At 70.3% G+C, this 22667-nt stretch carries 19 protein-coding genes; 15 read left to right on the top strand and 4 right to left on the bottom strand.

Going from position 1 to position 22667, the window contains the following annotated elements:
- From AC59HU_RS05470 to nrdF, 6 genes are all read left to right on the top strand, one after another.
- Window positions 1-510: a MarR family winged helix-turn-helix transcriptional regulator gene (locus tag AC59HU_RS05470; protein ID WP_497222345.1), complete on the top strand. Its 510-nt coding sequence runs from the start codon at window positions 1-3 to the stop codon at window positions 508-510.
- A gap of 103 nt (window positions 511-613) precedes the next feature.
- The gene (locus AC59HU_RS05465) at window positions 614-1906 is read left to right on the top strand and encodes an APC family permease (protein ID WP_497222344.1); all 1293 of its coding nucleotides are present in this window, start codon (window positions 614-616) and stop codon (window positions 1904-1906) included.
- 298 nt (window positions 1907-2204) lie between these two features.
- On the top strand, window positions 2205-2444 hold the full coding sequence (nrdH, locus tag AC59HU_RS05460) for a glutaredoxin-like protein NrdH (RefSeq protein ID WP_066039368.1): 240 nt from the start codon (window positions 2205-2207) through the stop codon (window positions 2442-2444).
- Between the two features lie 3 nt (window positions 2445-2447).
- Complete coding sequence (nrdI, locus tag AC59HU_RS05455) at window positions 2448-2858, top strand: class Ib ribonucleoside-diphosphate reductase assembly flavoprotein NrdI (protein WP_497222343.1); 411 nt, start codon at window positions 2448-2450, stop codon at window positions 2856-2858.
- Window positions 2843-4990 (top strand): class 1b ribonucleoside-diphosphate reductase subunit alpha, encoded by a 2148-nt coding sequence (nrdE, locus tag AC59HU_RS05450; protein WP_497222342.1) that lies wholly within the window; start codon window positions 2843-2845, stop codon window positions 4988-4990. The genes nrdI and nrdE overlap by 16 nt, the downstream gene beginning before the upstream one ends.
- A gap of 51 nt (window positions 4991-5041) precedes the next feature.
- Window positions 5042-6028: a class 1b ribonucleoside-diphosphate reductase subunit beta gene (gene nrdF, locus AC59HU_RS05445; protein ID WP_497222341.1), complete on the top strand. Its 987-nt coding sequence runs from the start codon at window positions 5042-5044 to the stop codon at window positions 6026-6028.
- Between the two features lie 31 nt (window positions 6029-6059).
- Here nrdF and AC59HU_RS05440 read toward each other — a convergent pair whose 3' ends face one another.
- A complete protein-coding gene (locus AC59HU_RS05440) occupies window positions 6060-7049 on the bottom strand; it encodes a 2-hydroxyacid dehydrogenase (protein ID WP_497222340.1) in 990 nt (329 codons plus the stop codon).
- 144 nt (window positions 7050-7193) lie between these two features.
- Here AC59HU_RS05440 and AC59HU_RS05435 point away from each other — a divergent pair, with 144 nt between their 5' ends.
- The 8 genes from AC59HU_RS05435 to AC59HU_RS05400 all read left to right on the top strand — a co-directional run bounded on the left by AC59HU_RS05435 (window position 7194) and on the right by AC59HU_RS05400 (window position 15618).
- Window positions 7194-8468 carry a glycerate kinase gene (locus tag AC59HU_RS05435; RefSeq protein WP_497222339.1) on the top strand — a complete coding sequence of 425 codons (1275 nt, stop codon included), beginning with the start codon at window positions 7194-7196 and terminating at the stop codon, window positions 8466-8468.
- A gap of 160 nt (window positions 8469-8628) precedes the next feature.
- The gene (locus AC59HU_RS05430) at window positions 8629-9189 is read left to right on the top strand and encodes a PadR family transcriptional regulator (protein ID WP_497222851.1); all 561 of its coding nucleotides are present in this window, start codon (window positions 8629-8631) and stop codon (window positions 9187-9189) included.
- Complete coding sequence (locus AC59HU_RS05425) at window positions 9186-10796, top strand: MFS transporter (protein WP_497222338.1); 1611 nt, start codon at window positions 9186-9188, stop codon at window positions 10794-10796. Before AC59HU_RS05430 ends, AC59HU_RS05425 begins: the two co-directional genes overlap by 4 nt.
- Window positions 10797-11070: 274 nt before the next feature.
- A complete protein-coding gene (locus tag AC59HU_RS05420) occupies window positions 11071-11598 on the top strand; it encodes a hypothetical protein (RefSeq protein ID WP_497222337.1) in 528 nt (175 codons plus the stop codon).
- A 58-nt stretch (window positions 11599-11656) separates the two neighbouring features.
- A complete protein-coding gene (locus tag AC59HU_RS05415) occupies window positions 11657-12454 on the top strand; it encodes a CPBP family intramembrane glutamic endopeptidase (RefSeq protein ID WP_497222336.1) in 798 nt (265 codons plus the stop codon).
- Between the two features lie 135 nt (window positions 12455-12589).
- Window positions 12590-13864, top strand: coding sequence for a saccharopine dehydrogenase family protein (locus tag AC59HU_RS05410; protein WP_497222335.1), 1275 nt, complete (start codon window positions 12590-12592; stop codon window positions 13862-13864).
- 109 nt (window positions 13865-13973) lie between these two features.
- Window positions 13974-15050 carry an o-succinylbenzoate synthase gene (menC, locus tag AC59HU_RS05405; RefSeq protein ID WP_497222850.1) on the top strand — a complete coding sequence of 359 codons (1077 nt, stop codon included), beginning with the start codon at window positions 13974-13976 and terminating at the stop codon, window positions 15048-15050.
- Window positions 15043-15618, top strand: coding sequence for a GNAT family N-acetyltransferase (locus AC59HU_RS05400; protein ID WP_497222334.1), 576 nt, complete (start codon window positions 15043-15045; stop codon window positions 15616-15618). Before menC ends, AC59HU_RS05400 begins: the two co-directional genes overlap by 8 nt.
- On the opposite strand, the gene AC59HU_RS05395 is transcribed toward AC59HU_RS05400, so the two are convergent.
- From AC59HU_RS05395 to AC59HU_RS05385, 3 genes are all read right to left on the bottom strand, one after another.
- Complete coding sequence (locus AC59HU_RS05395) at window positions 15619-16251, bottom strand: hypothetical protein (protein WP_497222333.1); 633 nt, start codon at window positions 16249-16251, stop codon at window positions 15619-15621.
- Window positions 16252-16477: 226 nt separating this feature from the next.
- A complete protein-coding gene (locus AC59HU_RS05390) occupies window positions 16478-19051 on the bottom strand; it encodes a cell wall-binding repeat-containing protein (RefSeq protein ID WP_497222332.1) in 2574 nt (857 codons plus the stop codon).
- Between the two features lie 214 nt (window positions 19052-19265).
- The gene (locus tag AC59HU_RS05385) at window positions 19266-20078 is read right to left on the bottom strand and encodes an alpha/beta fold hydrolase (RefSeq protein ID WP_497222331.1); all 813 of its coding nucleotides are present in this window, start codon (window positions 20076-20078) and stop codon (window positions 19266-19268) included.
- A gap of 68 nt (window positions 20079-20146) precedes the next feature.
- Here AC59HU_RS05385 and AC59HU_RS05380 point away from each other — a divergent pair, with 68 nt between their 5' ends.
- Entirely contained in the window at window positions 20147-22567 is a 2421-nt protein-coding gene (locus tag AC59HU_RS05380; protein WP_497222330.1) for a phosphoketolase family protein, read from the top strand.
- The last annotated feature ends 100 nt before the right edge of the window (window positions 22568-22667 follow it).

The following is a 22667-nucleotide window of genomic DNA, read 5'->3' as shown; positions in this document are numbered from 1 at the left end:
ATGAGCGGAATCGACGACCGGGTGGCGCGCATCCAGGCCGAGTGGGCCGCAGCCCGCCCCGACCTCGACGTCAGCCCGCAAGGGGTCATCGGTCGCCTGCACCGGCTCGCGAACGCTCTGACCGGGGAGCTCGCAACCGTCTACTCCCGGCACGGTCTGGGCGAGGGCGAGTTCGACGTGCTGGCGACGCTGCGACGGGCGGGCCCTCCGTTCGAGCGGGCGCCCAGCGAGCTCGCCGAGCACACGATGGTGACCACCGGGGCGATGACCAAGCGCCTGGACCGACTCGTCGCGGCGGGCCTGGTCACCCGGCGGCTGGCCGGCGGGGACGGTCGACGGCGGGTCGTCGCACTGACGCCGGAGGGTCTCGAGCGGATCGACGCCGCGTTCACCGACCACATGGCCAACGAGCGCCGCCTGGTGGAGGAGCTGTCGGTCGCCGACCGCATGACGCTGGAGCGCATCCTCACCGCCTGGCTGGGCCACCACGACTCGCCCGGCCCCGACTGAGGCGGCAGACCCCCCCGACCCACCCCGGCCCGCTGGCAGGATGTCGATGGAGTCTGGCATCGGCGCCATTCCGGCGCGGGTTCCGGATGATCAGACTGGGCGCATGAGTTCTGCGACGACCGCCTCCCCCCTTGCCGACGCGCGCCGCCCCAGTGTCGGACTGGCCCAGGGGTCGGCGCTGTACGTCGCCGCGGTACTCGGCACGGGCATCCTGGTGCTGCCGGCGCTCGCCGCCGCCGCGGCCGGGCCGGGATCGATCCTCGCCGTGCTCGCCCTGATCGTGCTGTCCGTGCCCCTGGCCGGCACCTTCGCCGCACTCGCCTCGCGGCATCCGGATGCCGGCGGGGTCGCGACCTTCGTGCGGCTGGCACTCGGGCCGACGGCCGCGCGGATGGCCAGCTACTGGTTCTTCTTCGGGGTGTGCGTCGGCACTCCGGTCGTCGCGCTGCTCGGCGCCGAGTACCTGGTGGCGGTGCTCGGCGCGCCCGGCTGGATCGCCTTCGTCGTCGCGCCGGTGCTGCTGGTGCCGCCCTTTCTCTCCAACCTCGCGGGCCTGCGCTTCTCGGGGCGAGCGCAGCTGGTGCTGTCCGGCCTCCTGGTCGCGGTCGTGGTCGGGGTCGTCGTCGTGGCCGCGCCCGCCGGGGAGGCGTCGAACCTCGAACCGTTCCTGCCGCACGGCTGGGCGGGCGTGGGCACCGCGGTGAGCCTGTTCGTCTGGGCCTTCGCGGGCTGGGAGGCGGTGACCCACATCGCGGGGGAGTTCCGCCGACCGCGGCGGACCATCCCGCTCGCCACCGCGATCGCGATCGTCGTGGTCGGCGCCTGCTACCTCGGGCTCCAGCTCGTCACGGTCACGGTGCTGGGCGACCGGGCGGGCGACTCGGCCGTGCCGCTCCTGGACCTCGTCGAACGCACGGCCCCCGCCTGGGGCCGGATCGCGGTCGCCTCCGTCGCCGGCATCGTGGCACTCGGCGTGCTGAACGCCTACCTCGCCGCCTTCGCGAAGCTGGGCGCCGCGCTCGGGCGCGACCGCGACCTGCCACGCTACTTCGGACGGGGTGCCGAAGAGGGGGGCGTGCCGAGGCGGGCTCTCGGGCTGGTCGCCGCGCTCGTGGCGGCGTACTACACGGCGATGGTGCTGACCGGGGGGATGCTCACCCCGTTCATCCTCATCCACACCTCGAGCATGGTCGCGGTGTACGCGCTGGGGGTGGTGGCGGCGCTCCGGCTCCTGCCGCGCTTCGGGGTCGGCTGGTGGTTGGCGGCGATCTCGGTCGTGCTCGTGGCGGGGCTGGTGGTGCTCGCGGGGGCCCATCTCGCGGTGCCGGCGGCGCTGGCCGCCGTGGCGCTCGTGGTGTCGTGGGTGCGACGGGTGCGACACGCCCGACACGGCTGATGTCGGTGGCCGAAGTTATCCTCAGACCTGAGGTACACGGCTCTCCACAGGCGAGTCGATTTCGGCGGATTTCCGGCCTTCATCCTGTGGATGGAGGGATCGGAAACGCTGTGCATAAGCCCGGTGCCCCTGTGGATAATTACACGGGTGTAACACTTCATCTAGGGGTGCTCGCCTTGACCGCCAACTATATGTAGTATTGAACTCCCGGAGCTCGAGGCCCACTGAAACAGTGCGGAAGGCCCGGAATCTCCAGATTTCATCACAGTCGTTCGTCCCGCGAGAAAGGTGCTTGTCCATGGCAATCACGGTCTACACGAAGCCCTCCTGCGTCCAGTGCACCGCTACCTATCGCGCCCTCGAGAACAAGGGTCTCGAGTTCGAGATCTTCGACCTCTCGGTCGATGAGAAGGCGCTCGAGACGGTCAAGGAGCTGGGCTACCTCCAGGCTCCGGTCGTCATGACCTCGGAGGGCGACCACTGGTCCGGCTTCCGCCCCGACAAGATCGAAGAGCTCGCGCGTCTCGCGGCGAGCTAGGCCGTGCCCGAAGCCGCCGAGATCGTCTACTTCTCGAGCGTGTCGGGCAACACCCATCGCTTCGTCGAAGGTCTGGGGCGTCCTGCGTCCCGCATCCCGATCTACGCTCGTGAAGAGAAGCTGAAGGCCACCCGGCCCTACGTGCTCGTCCTCCCCACCTACGGCGGTGGGGGGATGGGCGGGGCGGTACCCAAGCAGGTCATCCACTTCCTGAACGACGAGCACAACCGTTCACTCATCCGGGGCGTCATCGCTGCCGGCAACACCAACTTCGGCGAGGCCTACTGCCTTGCGGGCGACATCGTCGCGCGCAAGTGCACGGTCCCGCTCCTTCATCGATTCGAAGTATTCGGAACCCCGGATGACCGCGAGGCCGTCCAGAACGGATTGGACAGACTGTGGAAGCAACTCTGATCGACGCCCCCCAGGTGGCGCCTGCACTCGACTACCACTCGCTCAACGCGATGCTCAACCTCTACGACGAGAACGGGCTGATCCAGTTCGACAAGGACAAAGAGGCGGCTAAGCAGTACTTCCTGCAGCACGTCAACCAGAACACGGTCTTCTTCCACAACCTGCAGGAGCGCCTGGACTACCTGGTCGAGAAGGAGTACTACGAGAAGGCGGTGCTCGACCAGTACTCGTTCGAGTTCATCCAGCAGCTCAACGACCTCGCGTACTCGAAGAAGTTCCGCTTCGACACCTTCCTCGGCGCCTTCAAGTACTACACGAGCTACACGCTCAAGACCTTCGACGGCAAGCGGTACCTCGAGCGCTTCGAGGACCGTGTGGTCATGACCGCCCTCGGCCTCGCCCAGGGCGACGAGAAGCTGGCCACCAACCTCGTCGAGGAGATCATCGGCGGCCGCTTCCAGCCGGCCACCCCCACCTTCCTCAACACCGGCAAGGCGCAGCGCGGCGAGCTCGTCTCCTGCTTCCTCCTCCGGATCGAAGACAACATGGAGTCGATCGCCCGCGGCATCAACTCCGCCCTGCAGCTGTCCAAGCGCGGCGGCGGCGTGGCCCTGCTGCTGTCGAACATCCGTGAGGCCGGCGCCCCGATCAAGCAGATCGAGAACCAGTCCTCCGGCATCATCCCCGTGATGAAGCTGCTCGAAGACTCCTTCAGCTACGCCAACCAGCTCGGTGCGCGTCAGGGTGCGGGCGCGGTGTACCTCTCGGCCCACCACCCCGACATCATGAAGTTCCTCGACACCAAGCGCGAGAACGCCGACGAGAAGATCCGCATCAAGACGCTGTCGCTCGGCGTCGTGGTGCCCGACATCACGTTCGAGCTCGCGAAGAACGACGAGGACATGTACCTCTTCTCGCCGTACGACGTCGAGAAGGTCTACGGCCTGCCCTTCGGCGACATCTCGGTGACCGAGAAGTACCGCGAGATGGTCGACGACCCGCGCATCCGCAAGACCAAGATCAAGGCGCGCGAGTTCTTCCAGACCCTGGCCGAGATCCAGTTCGAGTCCGGCTACCCGTACATCATGTACGAAGACACCGTCAACAAGGCGAACCCGATCAAGGGCCGCATCAACATGTCGAACCTCTGCTCGGAGATCCTCCAGGTCAACACCCCGACGACCTACAACGAAGACCTCTCCTACGCCGAGATCGGCAAGGACATCTCGTGCAACCTCGGCTCGCTGAACATCGCGCTGACGATGGATTCGCCCGACTTCGGCAAGACCGTCGAGACCGCGATCCGCGGCCTCACCTCGGTGTCGAACCAGTCGCACATCACCTCGGTGCGCTCGATCGAAGACGGCAACGACAAGTCGCACGCCATCGGCCTCGGCCAGATGAACCTGCACGGCTACCTCGCCCGTGAGCGCGTCTTCTACGGCTCGGAGGAGGGTGTCGACTTCACGAACATCTACTTCTACACCGTGCTGTTCCACGCGCTGCGCGCCTCGAACGCCATCGCGATCGAGCGCGACGAGCGGTTCGACGGCTTCGAGGACTCGACGTACGCCTCGGGCGAGTTCTTCGACAAGTACACCGAGCAGGCCTGGGTGCCGGCGACGGAGCGCGTCGCGGAGCTGTTCGCCTCGTCGGAGATCCACATCCCGACGCAGGAGGACTGGTTGGAGCTGAAGGCCTCCATCCAGGAGCACGGCATCTACAACCAGAACCTGCAGGCGGTTCCGCCGACCGGGTCGATCTCGTACATCAACAACTCGACCTCGTCGATCCACCCGGTGGCCTCGAAGATCGAGATCCGCAAGGAAGGCAAGATCGGGCGGGTCTACTACCCGGCCCCGTTCCTGACGAACGACAACCTCGAGTACTACGACGACGCCTACGAGATCGGCGCCGAGAAGATCATCGACACCTACGCCGCGGCGACGCAGCACGTCGACCAGGGCCTGTCGCTCACGCTGTTCTTCAAGGACACCGCGACCACGCGCGACATCAACAAGGCTCAGATCTACGCCTGGCGCAAGGGCATCAAGACGATCTACTACATTCGTCTCCGTCAGCTGGCGCTCGAGGGCACCGAGGTCGACGGCTGCGTCAGCTGCATGCTCTAGCGGCTGCCGCCCCCACTCCTGCGTCACATATTCCGAATCGAGAATGAAACGATGACTCCCCCTCCTTCCGAGCCGCTGAAGCTCCTCAACAAGGTGCAGGCCATCAACTGGAACCGCATCCAGGACGAGAAGGACGTCGAGGTCTGGAACCGCCTCGTCAACAACTTCTGGCTGCCCGAGAAGGTGCCGCTGTCCAACGACGTGCAGTCCTGGGCCACCCTGACCCCCGCCGAGCAGCAGCTCACCATGCGGGTGTTCACCGGGCTGACCCTGCTCGACACGATCCAGGGCACGGTGGGGGCGGTCTCGCTCATCCCCGACGCGGTCACGCCGCACGAGGAGGCCGTCTACACGAACATCGCGTTCATGGAGTCGGTGCACGCGAAGTCGTACTCGTCGATCTTCTCGACCCTGTCGAACACGAAGGACATCGACGAGGCGTTCCGTTGGTCGGTCGAGAACCCGAACCTGCAGAAGAAGGCGTCGATCGTCCTCGACTACTACCATGGCGACGACCCGCTGAAGCGGAAGGTGGCCTCGACGCTGCTCGAGAGCTTCCTGTTCTACTCGGGGTTCTATCTGCCGATGTACTGGTCGTCGCGGGCGAAGCTCACGAACACGGCCGACCTCATCCGCCTCATCATCCGTGACGAGGCCGTGCACGGCTACTACATCGGCTACAAGTTCCAGCGCGGGCTGGAGACGGTCGACCAGGCCAAGCGCGACGAGATCAAGGACTACACGTTCTCGCTGCTCTACGACCTCTACGACAACGAGGCGCAGTACACGCAAGACCTGTACGACGAGGTCGGGCTGACGGAGGACGTGAAGAAGTTCCTCCACTACAACGCGAACAAGGCGCTGATGAACCTCGGCTACGAGCCGATGTTTCCCAAGTCGGTGACGGATGTGAACCCCGCCATCCTCTCGGCCCTCTCGCCGAACGCCGACGAGAACCACGATTTCTTCTCGGGGTCGGGTTCGTCGTACGTCATCGGCAAGGCCGTGAACACGGAGGACGAGGACTGGGACTTCTGATCCCGGTCGGCGGGTGACCGGCCCCGGTCGGTCAGACCGGGTTGGGGGCGGTGTCGCCGCGGAGGATCGCCAGGGCGTTCTCCACGGCCACCGCCCCCATCCGTTCGCGGGTCGCGATGCCGGCGCTGCCGATGTGCGGCGCGGTGATGACGTTGGGGAGGTCGAGGAGACCGGCCGTGACGCGCGGCTCGTGCTCGTAGACGTCGAGGGCGGCGCCGCCGATCGTGCCGTCGAGCAGGGCCGCCAGGAGCGCCTGCTCGTCGACGACCGCGCCCCGCGCTGTGTTGACCAGGAGGGCGCTCGACTTCATCGCCGCGAGCTCCGGCGCGCCGATCAGGTGGTGGGTCTCCGGGGTGAGCGGGCAGTGCAGGGTCACGACGTCGCTCGTGGCGAGGAGCTCGGGCAGGTCGACGGGCGTCACTCCCAGGGCGGCCGCCTCGGGGGTCCAGGCGCGGGATCCTGTGGCGACGATGCGCATCCCGAACGCGGCCGCGCGGCGCGCCACCGCGAAGCCGATGCGACCGAGGCCGACGATGCCCAGGGTGGCGCCGGCGCTCACGTCGAGGCCGACGAAGAAGTCGGGCTCCCAGCTCCACTCGGCGCCCGAGCGCACGAAACGGTCGGCCTCGACCACGCGGCGGGCTCCGGCGAGCAGCAGTGCGAAGGCGAGATCGGCGGTGGCCTCGTCGAGCACGCCGGGGGTGTTGGTCACGACGATGCCGCGGTCGCGCGCCGCCGGAACGTCGATGTTGTCGTAGCCGACGCCGTAGTTGGCGATCACGCGGAGGCCGGGGCCGGCCGCATCCATCACCTCGGCGTCGACCAGGTCGGAGACCGTGGCCAGGATCGCGGTGGCGCCGGGGGCGGCCTCGACCAGGGCGCGCCTCCGCTCCTCCTTGGAACCCTCGACGTCGGCGGTGCTCGACGTGGGGTGGCCGGCCGCGGCGAGGGCGGAGGCGGCCTTCGGCGGCAGGTCGAAGGTGAGGTGGATGCGGGCGGGGGCGTGATCGGAGTCGGCCATGCCACCAGTGTTCCGCGTGGACGCGGGCCGCGGAAGCCGACGCACCGGCTGCGGGCCGCTCGGGGTGGGGGTGGGGTGGGGTGGGGCAGGGCGACGGAAGGGCGAGGCGTTGACAGGCCGGCGCGGGCGTGAGGGGATGAGCGGGTGGATCGCACCGTCGTCATCGCCCCGGACTCCTTCAAAGGCACGGCCCGAGCCGCGGAGGCGGCCGAGAGCATCGCCGCGGGCTGGCGGTCGGTGCGGCCGGGCGACGACGTGCGGTGCATCCCGATGGCCGACGGCGGCGAGGGCACGCTCGAGGCGTTCGAGCGGGCCCGGCCGGATGCGCGCCGGATGCCCGTGGCGGTGTCGGGGCCGGACGACCGCCGGGTGGAGGCGCACTGGCTGCTGCTGCCCGCCGCGACCAGTGCGGCGGAGAGTGCGGTTGCAGGTGGCGAGGGCGGTGATGGAGCCAGCCTCGGTGCGGGCGGGCTCGGCCTCGAGGGCGGTGGTCGAACCGACCTGCGTGCGAACGCGCTCGGCCCCGACGGCGGTCGCCGAACCGATCCGGATGCGGTCGGTGGCGTCGGCGTCGTCGAGCTCGCGTCCACGAGCGGCATCACCCTGCTCGCGCGACTGGCGCCGCTAGAGGCCCACACGGTCGGGTTCGGCCAGGCGGTGCGGGCCGCGCTGGAGGCCGGGGTCGACCGACTGATCCTCGCCATCGGCGGCAGCGCCTCGACCGACGGCGGTGCCGGCGCCCTCAGCGCCCTGGGTGCACGGCTGGTCGACCGCGACGGCCGACCCGTGCAACCCGGCAACGCCGGCCTGGCCGACATCGCCCACCTCGACCTCGGTCCGCTCCTGCCACCGCCCGCCGGCGGCGCCATCGTGCTCGGCGACGTCACGAACCCCCTCCTCGGCCGGCACGGGGCGGTCGCGGTCTTCGGCGCGCAGAAGGGCATCGAGACCGGGCTCGAGCGTCGGGCCGAATCCGCCCTGGCCCACTTCGCCGAGCTGCTGCGGGATGCGACGGGGGCCGACCCCGAGGCGGCGGGCGCGGGTGCGGCCGGAGGGACCGGATTCGGACTGGCCGCGTGGGGCGCGACCACCGCATCCGGTGCCCGGGCCGTCGCCGACGAACTGGGGCTCGCCGCCCACGTCGCCGACGCCGACGTGGTGATCACGGGGGAGGGGCGCTACGACGCGCAGTCGGAGGCCGGCAAGGTGCCGTCGCTCGTGCGCGACCTGGCCCGGCGCGAACGCCCGGGCGTCTCGGTCGCGCTCGTCGCGGGCGTGTTCGGCGCCGCACCGGCGGGCTTCGATCAGGCCGTCGAGCTCGCGGCACTGGCGGGCGAGCCGGATGCGGCCCGGGCCGATCCGCTCCGCTGGCTCCACGAGGCCGGCCGGCGTCTGGCCGAGGACTCCTCTGAATCCTGAGCGCACCGGCTGCGCACCGGCTGTCCATGGGCCGCGCACCCGCAGACCACCGGCCGACCACCGGTCGCCCTCAGGCGGCGACGCCGTTCGGGCCGAAAGGTGTCCGGACTCCCTTTTGACAACGCCCGACTAGTCATGCGAGAGTAGTCGCGTGAATCCGATGCGACTGTTCATCCTCGGCGCGCTCGAAGCGCGCGGAGAGATGCACGGGCACCAGCTGCGACTGCAGGCCGAGGAGGAACGCATCCACCTCTGGGCCGACGTCACGGTGGGCGCCCTCTACGGCACGATCAAGCGGCTGGCGAACGACGGGCTGATCCGCGAGGTGCGCACCGAGCGCGAGGGCAACTACCCCGAGCGCCAGGTCTACGCCATCACGGAGGAGGGTCGCACCGCACTCGGCGTGCAGCGCGACGAGGGCCTGCGCTCGATCGTCTTCCGCTCCGACCCCTTCGACCTCGCCCTGACCCGGCTCGATCGCGACGCGCTCGACCGTCTGGGGCCCGCGCTCGAACTCCGCATCCTGGGACTCGAGCGGATGCTCGCCGAACAGGAGGCGATGTCGGTGCGGGCCGCACCCCACCTCAGCGTCGCCGAGACCTGGGTCATGCATCACCGCGCGGATCGGATCCGCTCGGAGATCGCCTCCCACCGCACACTCCTCTCCCTCGTCCCCGAGATCATCGACGACGAGCTGGCACGAAAGGCCGACGGACTATGACCGACACCCGAACCTCCGCCCCCACCGCCCCGGCGGTGCCACGGCGGGCCTGGCAGGCGCTGATCGTGCTGCTCGCCGGCATGTTCATCGCCCTGCTCGACACCACGATCGTGAACGTGGCGCTGCCGAGCATCCGCGACAGCATCGACGCCTCGGAGTCGACCCTCTCCTGGATCATCTCGGGCTACGCGCTGGCCTTCGGCCTCGCGCTCATCCCGGCCGGCCGCATCGGCGACCGGGTCGGCCACAAGTGGGTCTTCTTCACGGGCCTCGCGCTCTTCACCGTCGCGAGCCTGGCCTGCGGCCTGTCGCAGAACGACTTCCAGCTCGTCGCGGCCCGAATCGTGCAGGGGCTCGCGGGCGGCATCTTCGTGCCGGCCGTGACCGCGTTCATCCAGCTGCTGTTCCCGCCGCAGTCTCGCGGCAAGGCCTTCGCCATCATGGGTGCGGTCATCGGTGTCTCGAGCGCGCTCGGCCCGATCGTCGGCGGTCTGATCATCGAGGCCTTCGGTGCCGAGCAGGGCTGGCGGCTCGTCTTCGGCGTGAACCTGCCGATCGGCATCGCGACCCTGATCGCCGCGATCGTGCTGCTGCCGGGTCGTCGCGAGGCCGAGGCGGTCAGCGCCGCGGCGTTCGGCGGCGGGAAGCGACCGGCCACGGCCGGTGCGGCCCCCGCATCCAGTGCCGCCCCCGCATCCGGTGCCGCCCCCGCAGCCGGAGCCGCCCCCGCAGGGGCCCCCGCCGCCGCCCCGGCCAAGGCCGGCCTCGACTGGATCGGGCTCGTCCTGATCTCCGCCGGCCTGGTGGCCCTGCTCGTGCCCCTGATCCAGGGCGAGGACGAGGGCTGGCCGCTCTGGACCTTCCTCTCCCTCGCCGCCGGCGTGCTGCTCCTGGTCGCCTTCGGCGCCTGGGAGGTGCGCTACTCCAAGCGCGGCAACAGCCCCCTGGTGCCCCCGCGCCTGTTCAGCCACCCCGCGTTCACGGGCGGCACGATCCTCGCCCTGGTCTACTTCGGCGCCTTCACCAGCATCTTCTTCACGATCTCGCTGCTCTGGCAGGCCGGACTCGGTCACACCGCGCTGGAGTCGGGCGTCGTCTCGATCCCGTTCGCGATCGGCTCGATCATCGGTTCGTCGCAGAGCAGCCGCCTCGCGCAGCGCCTCGGCCGGCTCGTGCTGACGATCGGCACCGGGCTCGTCGTGATCGGCCTGGCCTGGGTCTGGCTCGTGCTGATGCTCACCGCGCCGGCCGACCTCACGAACTGGGAGCTGATCGCCCCGCTGTTCATCGCCGGCGTCGGCAACGGCCTGTTCATCGCCCCGAACGCCCAGTTCATCGTCGCCACCGTCGACCGGTCGGAGGCGGGGGCCGCCTCCGGTGTCATCAGCGCCATGCAGCGGGTGGGGTCGGCGGTCGGCATCGCCGTCATCGGCAGCGTGTTCTTCGGCAGCCTGGTGATCCAGGGCCAGGGTCAGGATGCCGTCGCGACCGGCTTCGTCAACAGCTCGGCGGCCGCGATGGCGGTCAGCGTCGGGTTCAGCGTGCTCGCGTTCCTGCTGGTGTTCGCGCTCCCGCGCCGCACCGGGGCGCCGGGCGGCGGGCACTGACCCGAAGCGGTCGAGCGAGTCCCGCCCACCGCGGCGGGCGCGATCCCGAGAAAAGGGTTGCGCCCGCCGAACGGATGGCGATACTGTCGGAACCCGCGACACAGCGTCGCCCGAGAGAACGAGGAGGTGAACCACATGATCGAACCGGCAAAGACCCCGGCTTCCCTCGTGATGCTTCCCCCGTTCTCCCGCCTCGCGGCCTGATCCAGAGCCGCCCGGGTCTCCTCGGGGAAGCGTCTTCATCCACGCTCATCCCAATCCTGAGGACATCATCGTGTTCACGTCATCCCTTCGCGCGTCCGACGCGCAACTCCTCCATCTGAACAACCGCGATCCGTCGCGCTGGGTCGATCCCATGCGGCTGGGCCGTGGCTTCGCCACCGGCACCTACCGCCGGGAATGGACCTGGCTCGCCTTCGTCGACGACGCCGCCACCCTCCCGGTGGCGCGCGGCGTCTGGTGGGGGCCGGTCGGGTCGGTGCACCCGGTCGAACTGCACTGCCTGCTGGTGCACGCCTCGATCCCGAACCCCGAGGTCTGGGGTGCGGCGCTGGTACGCTCGGCGCACCGGGCCTTCGCCGAGGCGGGGGCGCTCCTGGCGCCCGACGTCGTCGTCGAGGTCGCGACCGACGACCGGCACGACCCGCGTGTCGAACGCGCGCTCGACTGGCGTCGGCTCTCGGCCGCGGCGGCCGGGATGCCGGTCGTCACCGAGGCGGTCACCGGAGAGGTGACCCGCGTCTCGTTCACCGCCCGGCCGCTCACGGCGGCGCATCCGCAGCTCGCAGGCAGCCGGCGGTGAGCCTGCGGCCGGCCCGTCCGTCACCCGCCCGCGGTACCGTTCGCGATACCGTGTGGGGGTGACGGACGAGCGCGGAGCGACCAGGACCTCACCGCGCTGGGGGCTCGTCGACGCCGCCGCGGGGGTCGTGCTCTTCCTCCTGCTCTCCTCGGCCGCTCGGCTGGTGGCCGAGCTGCCGGTTTTCGCCGCACAGCCCCGCCTGGCCTACGGCATCGAACAGGTCGTCGGCGGCTGGCTCCCGCTGCTGATCGTCGTGCTCGTCGCCTCGTGGGGGCGCGGGCGCGGCAAGCTCTCCGCCGACTTCGGGCTGCGATTCCGCCCGCTCGACGTGGCGATCGGGCTGCTCGTCGGCATCCTCCTCCGCTTCGCGGCGATCGGGATCGCCGAGGTCGTCCGGCTCGCGGCCGGTGCGCCCCCCACTCCCTTCTCGGGCGGGATCGGAGGCGACCCCGTCTGGTTCGTGCTGACCGCGGTGCTGGCGGCATCCGTCGTCACGCCCATCGTCGAGGAGCTGTACTTCCGCGGCCTGGTGCTGCGGGCGGTCGAGAACGCCGTGCTCGGCTCCGGCGAGGGGCCGCGGTTGCCGGGCGCCCGAGGCCGACGCGAGGTCGTCGCCGGCGTGGTGGCCGTCGTGGCCTCGGCGGCCCTGTTCGTGCTGTTCCACGTCGACGGCGTGCCGGAGTCGGCCGCCGCCGTGTCCCGGCTGATCACCCTCTTCGTGGTTGGGCTCGTTCTCGGCTGCCTGGCGCTGCTGACGCGGCGGTTGGGCCCCTCGATCGCGGCGCACGCCGTCTTCAACGTCTCGGTCGCGGTGCTCGACGTGCTGATGGCGCCGGCCGCGCCCGGTCTCTCCTGACCCCGGCCCCAGCCGGACCGCCGGGCGCAGCCGGAGCCTCGGGCCCCGCCGGCCACCCGGCCCCAGCCGGACCACCGCGCGCAGTCGCAACACCCATCCGTTCCGCTCCGGGGGGCCAACCGATAACGTCGACCCATGAGAATTCTCCTCGTGGGCGCCGGTGGCGTCGGTGACGCCATCGCCAAGATCGCAGCTCGTCGTGACTTCTACGAGCGGATCGTGGTGACCGACTACGACCCGACCCGCGCCGAGCGCACGGTGGCCTGGGTGCGGGAGCGGCACGGTGCCGAGGTCGCGGCGCGCTTCGCAGCCGACCGCATCGACGCCTCCGACCCCGACGACGTGGCCCGGGTGGCCCGGGAGCACGGGGCCACGCACGTGATGAACGCGGTCGAGCCCAAGTTCGTGCCGACCATCTTCGCCGGGGCCCTGGCCGCCGGAGCCGACTACCTCGACATGGCGATGAGCCTCTCCGAGCCGAACCCCGTCGCCCCCTACTCCGAGACCGGCGTCAAGCTGGGCGACGACCAGTTCGCCCAGGCTCCCGACTGGGAGAAGGCAGGCCGGCTCGCGCTCGTGGGCATGGGCGTCGAGCCCGGGCTCTCGGACGTGTTCGCGCGCTACGCCGCCGACCACCTGTTCTCCGAGATCGACGAGCTGGGCACCCGCGACGGCGCGAACCTGGTGGTGCGGGACGCCGAGGGCAACGAGATCTTCGCCCCGTCGTTCTCGATCTGGACCACGATCGAGGAGTGCCTCAACCCTCCGGTGATCTGGGAGAAGGACGCGGGGTGGTTCACGACCCCGCCGTTCTCCGAGCCCGAGGTCTTCACCTTTCCCGAGGGCATCGGCGACGTCGAGTGCGTCAACGTCGAGCACGAGGAGGTGCTGCTGATGCCGCGGTGGGTCGACGCCAAGCGGGTGACCTTCAAGTACGGGCTCGGCGAGGAGTTCATCGGCATCCTGAAGACCCTGCACCAGCTCGGGCTCGACAAGACGACGCCGGTCACGGTGCGGTCGGCGAACGGCCCGGTCGAGGTGGCGCCGCGCGACGTGGTCGCGGCCGGCCTGCCCGACCCGGCCACCCTCGGCCCGTTCATGACGGGCAAGACCTGCGCGGGGCTCTGGGTCACCGGAACCGGCGTCGACGGCCGGCCGCGCGAGGTGTACCTCTATCACGTCTCCGACAACGAGTGGACGATGAAGGAGTACGAGGCCCAGTGCGTGGTCTGGCAGACGGCGCTGAACCCGGTGATCGCGCTCGAGCTGCTGTCGAAGGGCGTCTGGTCGGGAGTCGGCGTGCTCGGGCCGGAGGCCTTCGACGCGCAGCCCTACCTCGACCTGATGGCCGCCCCGGTCGACGAGGGCGGCTACGGCCAGGCCTGGGGCCTCGAAGACCGGCTCGCCTGAGACCATGAGCATCCCGCCCCTCGTGCACCGCGGCAGCGACGACGGCTCCCGGGCCGGAGCGGTGTCGCTGCCGATCGAGATCGAGGCGATCGAGCTGCACCGCATCGCGATGCCCCTGGTGCGGCCGTTCGAGACCAGCTTCGGCCGGCAGACCTCGCGCGAGGTGCTGCTCGTGCGGGTGCTCGCCGAGGAGGGTGAGGGCTGGGGCGAGTGCGTCGCCATGTCGGCGCCGGTGTACTCCAGCGAGTACCTGGCGGGATGCGTCGACGTCATCCGCGATCACCTCGCGCCCGCGCTCCTGGCCGCCCGCACGGTGCGGGCCGTCGACGTGGCGAGCCTCCTCTCGTTCGTGATCGGGCACCGGATGGCGAAGGCCGCGCTGGAATCCGCGGTCCTCGATGCGCAGACGCGCGCCGCCGGGGTCAGCTTCGGCGAGTACTTCGGAGCGGTCCGTCCTGAGGTCGACTGCGGGGTCTCGGTCGGCATCGCGCCCACCCTCCCCGACCTGCTCGACGAGGTGTCGGGGTACGTCGCCGAGGGCTACCGGCGCATCAAGCTCAAGATCAAGCCGGGCTGGGATCTCGAGCCGGTCGCGGCGGTGCGGTCGATGATCGGGCCGGACGCTCTGCTGCAGGTCGACGCGAACACCGCCTACACGACCGCCGACATCGACCACCTGCGCGAGCTCGACGCCTTCGGCCTGCTGCTGATCGAGCAGCCGTTCGTCGAGGAGGACATCGCCTCGCACGTGCGGCTCGCCCGTGCGATCGACACCCCCGTGTGCCTGGACGAGTCCATCGTGTCGGCCGCGGTCGCGATCGACGCCATCGACCGGGATGCGACCTCGATCGTCAACATCAAGGCCGGGCGGGTGGGCGGCTACCTCGAGGCCGTCCGCATCCACGACGTCTGCCTCGAGCGCGACGTGCCGGTCTGGTGCGGCGGGATGCTGGAGACCGGCCTCGGTCGCGCTGCGAACGTCGCGCTCGCGGCCCTGCCCGGCTTCACGCTGCCGGGGGACACCTCGGCGTCCAGCCGCTACTTCGCCGAGGATCTCACGGAGTCGTTCGTGCTCGTCGACGGCCGCCTCGCGGTTCCGACCGGCCCCGGCACCGGGGTGACGGTGCGGCGCGAGCTCGTCGAGGCCTGGCGCACCACGCCGCCCGAACTCCTCGCCCGTGTCTGATCGGCGGGAGCCGATCGTGCTCCGCGGCTTCGACGAGCACGACCCGGCGGAGCGCGAGGCGGTGCTGCGCATCTGCGTGCTCACGGGGGATGCCGGCGCCGACGCCTCCGGCACCCTCGTCGACGGGGATCGCGACCCGCTGACCGAACGGTGGGCCGCGCCGTACCTCGACCTCGAGCCGCGCTTCGCCCTGCTCGCCCAGGCCCGCGGCCGGGTGGTGGGCTATGCGCTCGGCGCCCCCGACACCCGCCGGTTCGCCGCGCGGTTCCGCGAGCGGCCGAGCACGCTCCCGGCCGAGGAGCGGCGGCAGCACGCCCAGGACATCGTCATCCCCGAGGTCGACGAGTACCCGGCGCACCTGCACGTCGACCTGCTTCCCGAGGCGCAGGGGCGCGGCGTGGGCCGCCGGCTGGTCGAGGGGGTGGTGGCGCGACTGGTCGCCGCCGGGGCTCGCGGCGTGCACCTCGTCGTCGACCCCCGCAACACCGGGGCCCTGGCCTTCTACCCGCGCGTCGGCTTCCGCGAGCTCCGCCGCGACGCGGACGGTGTGCTCTTCGTACGACGCTGATCAGGCGACGACGAGGCTCGCCGGGGACATCAGCGCGATGAGCAGCAGCGCGAGCAGCGAGACGACGCCGGCGGCCGAGAGGCGCCCCGCCCACGGCCAGCGTTCGAACCAGTACAGCAGGTCGGGCAGCTCGGCCCGCAGCTGCGCCGCGGTCATCGGATCGGGCAGGCGCCGGATCGGCACGTCGACCGCGGTCGCCACCGTCTCCATGTCGTCGTTCGACCAGAACTCCCCGCGCATCCGCAGCAGCAGCAGCCCGGCGGAGTCGAGCAGGAACAGCTGCCGGTTCGTCTCAGAGGACGCACCCCGGTACACGTCCAGGATCACCGCCGAGGCCACGCGCTTCGCCGGGATGCGGTTCTCGCGGAGGAAGAAGCCCCGCTCGAGGATCGCGTCGTGGTCGAGCCGGATGCTCACCGCCCGCAGCAGCGCCGCCCCGGTCGCGTAGAGCGCGACCACGAAGGCGAAGGCGATGATCACCCGCGGCCAGGTGCCGCGCGGGATGGCGAACCAGAGCATCGCGGCCATGATCGGCAGGATCAGGGCCGCGGCGACGAGTCGGGTCTGACTGATGATCTGCGCCCGCGGGCGCAGGATCGTGGTCGTCGTCGTGGTGCGTGGCCGGCTGCTCATCTGCGGTCACCTCTGCTGCTCGATGGTCTCTCCCAAGCTAGAGGTGGATGGCCCGGGGCGTAAGGGGCCGAACGGGGGACAGTCGACGGCCCGCCTTCAGGCGACGTTCAGCGGATGCCCGGGAAAAGGACGATGGCCGATCGTGTGCGGGGGAACACACGATCGGCCATCTGGGGTGGTGCCGGTCATCGGCTTCGGGGTGCGCGGTGGGGACTGCGCAGGCCGATCAGCCGATGTAGCCCTGCAGCGTGCCGACGAGTGAGTCCGACACGGTGTTGGGGCCACCGAGCACCACGATCTTCGCCGGGTTGAGCCGGTTCAGCTCGGTCGCCACGGACGCCGGGATGCTGTCGGAGTTGACGAGCAGCACCGGGCCTCCCGTGACGATCGCGGCGGCCGAACCCGACAGGGCGTCGGGGAACACGGCTCCGGAGGCGAGGTAGACCACGGGGACACCGGGGGTGAACGCCGAGGCCGAGACGGCCGCGGAGGTCGCGAAGCGGTCGGCTCCGGTCACCCTCGTGGTCGGCGCCACGGCTCCGAGGGCGGAGACGACGGAGTCGGCCACGGTGTTGGTGCCGCCGAGCACGACGATCTTCGCCGGCTTCAGGCGGTTCAGCTCGGTGGCCACGCTGCCCGGGACGCCGGTCTTGGTGACCAGCAGCACCGGGCCGCCGAGCTTGCCCGCCACGGCCGAGGCCGACAGCGCATCCGGGAACACCTCGCCGGAGGCGACGTAGGCCACGGGCACGTTCGGCGAGAACACCGAGGCCGAGACGGCTGCCGAACCGGAGTACCGGTCGGCCCCGGCGACCCGGGTGGTGGGCGCGGTTCCCTGGAGGGTCTGCACCACCGCATCCGAGACGGTGTTCGGGCCACCCAGCACCACGATCTTCTTCGGCGCCAGGCGAGCGAGCTCGGAGCCGATCGAGGTCGGGATGCTGTCCTTCATCACCAGCAGCACCGGGCCGCCCTGCACGCCGGCCGCGGCCGACCCGGAGAGGGCGTCGGGGAAGGTCTCGCCGGAGGCCACGTAGGCCACCGGGACACCGGCCGCGAAGGTGCTGGCCGAGACCGCGGCGGAGACCGCGTAGCGGTCGGCTCCGCCGAGCCGGACGACGGTCGCCGCAGCGGCGGTCACCGCGGCGGTGGGTGCCGAGACCGTGGAGAGCGGCTCGTACCCGGCCTTCGTGCCCGAGACGGTGAAGGTGATCGCCTTTCCGACGTCACCGGCCACCGGCGTGTAGGTCAGGGCGGTCGCACCGGGGATGGCCGTGCCGTTCGCGTTCCACTGGTAGGTGAGGGCCACCGGGTCCGGGGCCCACGGAGCCACCGTCGCCGTCAGCACCGAGCCGACCTGGGCGGTGCCGGCCACGGTCGGGGCGACCGGGCTGAGGGCCAGCAGTGGCGCGCCATTGCTGTCGTACATCCCGTAGTCGTCGGTCACCAGCTCGCCATTCGAGGTGAGGTTCAGCCCGAAGCTGATCCCGGTGATGTCGTTCGGGATGGCGGGGGTGGTGAACGACGCCTGGGTGTAGATGGTCGCCGGGTTGTAGAACGGGCTCGAGGTCCAGTAGGTCCAGGTGCCGAGTGTGTTGCGGGTGTAGATCGCGAACTGGGTCGGCGCGGTCGAGGTGTAGAACGCTCTCAAGGAATAGGTATGGCCCGGGGTGACGCTGGGCGAGCATCCCGATTCGTCGAACAGCGCGAGGAGTTTCGCATCACCGTCTACGTAGTTCGTGACCGTCACCTTCGCCGCCGTGGCGCCGGTGTGGCCGGGCGTGACCGTGGTGAACACAGGGGTGTTCGTGCCGTAGCTCGAACCCCACCAGCACTGCGGCATGTCGACGACCGTGCCGGGGGTCTCCAGGCTCGGGTTCTTCGTACCGTTCTCGCCGGGGCCGGGCGCGGGAGCCAGCGGGGGACCGGCGACGACGGGCTTCACCGCGCCGCCGATGACGTCGTTCACCGTCTTGACCGTGCCGTTGCCCGCGGCCTGCCACTGCGCGAGCCAGGTCGTGAACTGGTCGAACAGGTCGGCCGAGATCGTCGCGTTCGCCGGGGAGGTGTCGCAGGTGCTCGCGCAGATGTGGTGGAAGGTGAACTGCACCCAGCCGCCGACCGCATCCGCCTGGGTGACGCGGGACTGCAGTGCGGCGAGGTCCCAGGTGCTGTCGACCTGGTCGGCCGCCTTCGTCAGGTACGGGTCGGCGGGCGGGATGCTCTCGGAGAGATCGCAGTCGGGGCAGCCGGTTCCCGGAGGGGTCTTCAGGTCGCCCAGGCCGCGGGCGCTGTTGTAGCCGCACTCGGCCGCGACCGCCTCGACCGAGTCGTTCACCGAGGCGTAGGGGTAGGCGAAGCTGGTCATCGGGAAGCCCCAGTTGGTGAGGTTCACCCGGTCGTTGCAGATCTCGCGCTTGACGTCGTCGGTGGCCAGGGTCGTCAGATCCTGGTGGTGCACCGTGTGCCCGCCGATCTCGTTGCCGGCCGCGTACAGCGTCTGGAGGTTCGCCTGCGTGAAGTAGTCGGGCTGACCGATCGCCCCGGAGATGATGTAGAAGGTGCCCTTCAGGCCCTTCTGGTTGATGGTCGCGGCGGCGGCCAGCTGGTCGGCGTTGCCGTCGTCGAAGGTGAGGGAGACGACTGTGTTGCCGGCCGCGTGAGCGGGCGCGGTGCTACCCGGCAGCCCGGCGCCGGCGACGATGCCGAGCGTCGCCGCCACGGCGAAGACGGTGGCCGTGGCCACGGAGGCGAGCCGTCGCCGGCGCGTGACCGGTCCGGACTCATGGACGATGTTCATGGAAGACCCCCTGGATCATGGTGCTGAGACCGTGTTGCGCCGATGCAGAACACGGAGCGTGCTTGAGGGGGCAAGCTAGCAGCGGGTTCCGCACCGGGCCCAGGATGTTTCCCGCACCATTCGGCTGCGGGTTCCGCGCGGTTTCCCGCACCGGCGCATCCCGCGGGCGCGGGGGTCTCGCGGAGAGTCTGTCGCGGCGGGTCTGTCGCGGCGCTCAGTCGTGCAGTGCGGCGAGGAAGGTCAGCAGCTGCTCGTCGAACAGCGCCGGCTGTTCGATGTTGACGGCGTGGCCGGCCTTCTCGATCACGACCGACTCGCCCTTCTTCGTCAGCGCGGCGGATGCGGCGGCGTGCGCGCTCGGCGAGTACTCGCTCTCCCGGCCCGCGACGAACAGCACCGGGGTGCGGGTGCGGCCGATCACCGGCCGCCAGTCGGAGACGGCGTAGTCCTGGAGCAGGGACTGCTCGCTCGCCGAGAGGTGCTTGCCCTCGCCTCGGCCAAGCGCCTTGACCAGCCGGGCGATCCGCACCGGGCCCTTGGAGAGCAGGGTCACCCGCTCGGGATCCGGGATGCCGTGGGCGAAGTAGGTGTCCCGGTTCGACTCGTCGTAGCCGTAGAAGCCGTACGACCAGTCCTCGTCGTTCAGCATCCGCGGGGTCTGGTCGACGATGACGATGCCCCGCACCGTGTCGTCGTCGTGCGAGTCGAGGTAGGCCCAGATCGTGTCGCCGCCCATCGAGGCCCCGACGAGCACCACGTCGGAGAGCGCGAGCTCGATCAGGAACGCCGCGAGGTCGTCGCCGTGCCGCTGCATCGTGTCGCCGCCCGGAGGCTGGTCGGATGCGCCGTGACCGCGCCGGTCGAGCGAGAGCACCCGGTAGCCCGCCTCGGCGAGCGAGGCCTGCTGCGCACTCCAGCTCGCCGCCGGCGCCTTGAACCCGCCGATCAGCACCACCACGTCGCCCTGGGGGTCGCCGTGCTCCAGATAGTGCAGCCGCACCCCGTCATCCGTCGTGACGAAAGGCATCCCTGGCGCTCCTGTTCCGGGCCGAAAGGCCCTGTCTCTTTCACGGTACTCCCGCCTAGGCTGAAGTCATGACCTCCACGGGAACGGTCCCACTCACTGTCGTCGACGCCTGGTGGCGCGCAGCCAACTACCTCTCGGTCGGGCAGATCTACCTGCTCGACAACCCGCTGCTCAAGCGGCCCCTCCGCACCTCCGACATCAAACCGCGTCTGCTCGGGCACTGGGGCACCACGCCCGCGCTCAACTTCATCTGGGCGCACCTGAACAAGATCATCGTCGAACGCTCCTGCAACGTGCTCTACATCGCCGGCCCCGGCCACGGCGGCCCCGGCGTCGTGGCGAACGCCTGGCTCGACGGCACGTACTCCGAGCTGTTCCCCCAGATCACCCGCAACGGCGAGGGGATGCGCAAGCTCTTCCGTCAGTTCTCGTTCCCCGGCGGCATCCCGTCGCACGCGGCGCCCGAGACCCCGGGCTCGATCAACGAGGGCGGCGAGCTCGGCTACTCGCTGGTGCACGCCTACGGCGCCATCCTCGACAACCCGTCGCTGATCACGGCCTGCGTCGTCGGCGACGGCGAGGCCGAGACCGCCACGCTCGCGACCAGCTGGCACCTCAACAAGTTCATCAGCCCGGCGACGGACGGCGCGGTGCTGCCGATCCTCAACCTCAACGGCTACAAGATCGCCAACCCCACGGTGCTGGCCCGCATCCCGGAGCGCGAGCTCGAGGCGCTGTTCGTCGGCTACGGTTACGCACCCCGGATCGTCTCGGGCGGCTTCGACGGGGAGGACCCGGCGCTGGTGCACGAGCGGTTCGCGACGGCGCTCGCCGAGGCCGTCGACGAGATCACCGCCATCCAGGATGCGGCCCGCAACGAGGGCCGCACCGAACGACCCGCATGGCCGATGATCATCCTGAAGACGCCGAAAGGCTGGACCGGCCCGAAGTTCGTCGACGGTCTGCCGGTCGAGAACACCTGGCGGGCGCACCAGGTGCCGCTGTCGACGGTGCGCGACAACCCCGAGCACCTCGCCCAGCTCGAGGAGTGGATGACGGGCTACCGTCCCGAGGAGCTCTTCGACTCCCAGGGCCGGCCGGTGGCGCTGCTGGACGGCGACCGACCCGAGGGCGAACTGCGGATGAGCGACAACCCGAACGGCAACGGCGGACTGCTCCGCCGGGCCCTCACCCTGCCGCCCCTGGAGGCGCAGGCCGTCGACGTCTCCGGCGGGAGGGGCACGGTCGTCGAGCCGACCCGCATCCTGGGCCGGTGGCTGCGCGACCTGATCCGGGTGAACCCCGACAGCTTCCGGATCTTCGGGCCGGACGAGGTGGCGTCGAACCGCCTCGACGACGTCTACGAGGTGACCGCCAAGGAGTGGCAGGGCGAGGTGCTCGAGACCGACGAGCACCTGTCGCACGACGGCCGGGTGATCGAGATCCTCAGCGAGAACCTGGCGCAGGGCTTGCTCGAGGGCTACCTGCTCACCGGCCGTCACGGACTCTTCACCTCGTACGAGGCCTTCATCCACATCGTCGACTCGATGTTCAACCAGTTCGCGAAGTGGCTCGAGTCGGCCGCGGAGGTCGACTGGCGGCGGCCGATCTCCTCATTCACCTATCTGCTCTCCTCCCACGTCTGGCGGCAGGACCACAACGGGTTCTCGCACCAGGACCCGGGGTTCCTCGACCACGTCGTCAACAAGAAGGCCAGCGTCGTGCGGGTCTACCTCCCGCCGGACGCGAACACCCTCCTGGTCACCGCCGAGCACTGCCTGGCCACGCGCGACCACGTCAACGTGATCGTCGCCGGCAAGCAGCCGACCGCGACCCTGCTCTCGCTCGAGGAGGCCCGCACGCACGGGGCCCGCGGGCTGAGCGTGTGGGAGTGGGCCGGCACCGAGCGGGAGGGCGAGGAGCCCGAGGTCGTCGTGGCCTCGGCCGGCGACATCCCGACCGTGGAGGCCATGGCGGCGGTGCAGATCCTGCGCACCGAGATCCCGGATCTCGCGGTGCGGTTCGTCAACGTCGTCGACCTGATGCGCCTGCAGGACAGCGCCGAGCATCCGCACGGTCTGGACGGCGACGCCTTCGACGCGGTGTTCACGAGCGACAAGCCGGTCGTGTTCGCGTTCCACGGCTACCCGTCGCTGATCCACCGGCTCACCTATCGGCGTCGCAACCACAGCAACATCCACGTGCGGGGCTTCAAGGAGATGGGCACGACCACCACGCCCTTCGACATGCTGATGCTGAACGACCTCGACCGGTTCCGCCTGGTGATGGACGTCATCCGGCGGGTGCCGCGCCTCAGCACCGCGTACGCGGGTCTGTCGCAGCGGATGGACGACGAACGCGCCGCCCATCGCGCCTACACCCGGGCGCACGGTGAGGACGCGCCGGACGTGCAGGGGAGTGCGGGGCTGCCGTTCGGCGAGAACGGACGCGCGGCGGCCGTCGACACCGGGGACGACAACGCGCGCTGAATCCTGTGAGCCACTGGCGTTTCACGACGGGGAGGTTCAGAATGTGTTCACGGAACAACGAAGGGAGTCGATATGAAGGTGCACAGTTCATTGGGCTCGA

The organism is Herbiconiux sp. 320_LB (assembly GCF_059691755.1).
Note: the sequence above shows the minus strand (reverse complement) of the source record. Positions and strands in the feature narration are given on the sequence as shown.